Genomic DNA, 1,432 nt, shown 5'->3' with positions numbered 1-1,432 from the left:
TTCGCACATCACTAAGAGAATTTCATCAGAATTTATAAACACTGGTTTATTCACAAATGCCTCCATACTGCCTATTGGCAAAAGTTATTTTCTAAGATATGGAGTGAACATATTTTCGATTTTAGAATAAGTCAATATAATTTTTCTAAAACAGAAAAAATTTTTTTAGTAATAGACAAATAGTCTACACAAAAAAGTAATTTAATTTTCATTTCAATGTGGAGAAAATTCTGTATGAAGCAGTCTAAAAAAGCTCTAAAAATATTTTCGTCATTAACAAATGAGCAAAAACGGGTGGTTATTTTCCATCTTCTTCTTGCAAAGATCGCAGAAAAGAAATGACGGCTTTTCTATGCTCTGGCTTTGCCGAGGAATATAATTTTAAAAAATAATCATCACAATTATCGGGTATAAAATGAGGGGGGAGAGCTTTAAAAAATGAAGTTAATCTAACGAGTTCATCAGCAGATATGCTTCTACTTTCTTTATCATCATCGACAGAAAGCATTTTAGATACAACAGATGTATGAAGTCCCATATGTTTAGCTAATTCAGTTCGGGACCCATGACCCATTGTTTTAAGTTTTTCATTTGCCCAAATTTTTATTTCTTTTTGAATATCCATACTTATCAATATTCCTATTGTTTTAAAAAATATCAACATTTCTATTTTAGAAAAAATGTTGACATTTTTTCTATAATCGAATAAATGCCCGTTTGATAAATAGAGAAATTAAAATGAATATCAAAAATTCAGCAGGTACGATTATAAAATATTTAGGCGGTGCGAAACGTGTGTCATTGATTTCTCAATGCCATGTGTCTGCTGTTTATAAATGGACTTATCCTTTAAAAAAACTAGAGGGTAAAGGCGGAATTATACCAGCTAAGTATCAAATTATGCTTCTGAACTATNCACCCCCCAATGTCGAAAATTTGCAAGAGCTGCGGTGTTGATCACACCGGAGAAACTTTACAGCATTAAGGAGATAAAGATGAGTTCGAATGAAATTTTATGGATAGCAGTGGTTTCAGTTTTGCTCTTAAGCGGAGTGATGTTTCGTATTGCTTTGTATTATCGCGCGCAGGTTAAGGCTCTTTCAGAGGAGATTCAATATCTTATGGCAAGAGTAAAAAAGGTAAATACTGATTTTATATTAGGGAATAGAAATATAATTTATGAATGTGATGCGGATATAGGAAAGTCTGAAGCAGAAATTAAACAACTGAAGCAAGAGATTGAAGAACGTGACGAGGAAATTAAAGAACTGAAACAAAAGATAGATGCGTACCGAGAAGAGTTTAAACGGAAAAGTGAAAAGATACAGGCACTAAAAGCAGATGTTCAATCACGCGACGAGGAAATTAAAGAATTGAAGCAAGAGATTGAAGAACGCGACGACGAGGAAATTAAACAACTGAAGCAAGAGAT

The 1,432-nt window shown here is 32.7% G+C and carries 2 protein-coding genes; one reads left to right on the top strand and one right to left on the bottom strand.

The window, feature by feature from the left end; genetic code table 11:
* Positions 1 to 298: 298 nt before the first annotated feature.
* Complete coding sequence (locus ACFIKX_RS08495) at positions 299 to 625, bottom strand: hypothetical protein (protein WP_273721234.1); 327 nt, start codon at positions 623 to 625, stop codon at positions 299 to 301.
* A gap of 370 nt (positions 626 to 995) precedes the next feature.
* Between ACFIKX_RS08495 and ACFIKX_RS08490 the strand changes: the two genes are divergently transcribed.
* On the top strand, positions 996 to 1,432 hold a 437-nt coding region (locus ACFIKX_RS08490), incomplete at its 3' end, for a hypothetical protein (RefSeq protein ID WP_375661240.1).

This window comes from Bartonella sp. CM86QHHN, assembly GCF_042194695.1.
GTDB lineage: Bacteria > Pseudomonadota > Alphaproteobacteria > Rhizobiales > Rhizobiaceae > Bartonella.
Note: the sequence above shows the minus strand (reverse complement) of the source record. Positions and strands in the feature narration are given on the sequence as shown.

What these genes read in the sequence shown, in the direction of transcription:
- ACFIKX_RS08495 (WP_273721234.1), bottom strand. Translation starts at nt 625, where the DNA reads ATGGATATTCAAAAAGAAATAAAAATTTGGGCAAATGAAAAACTTAAA.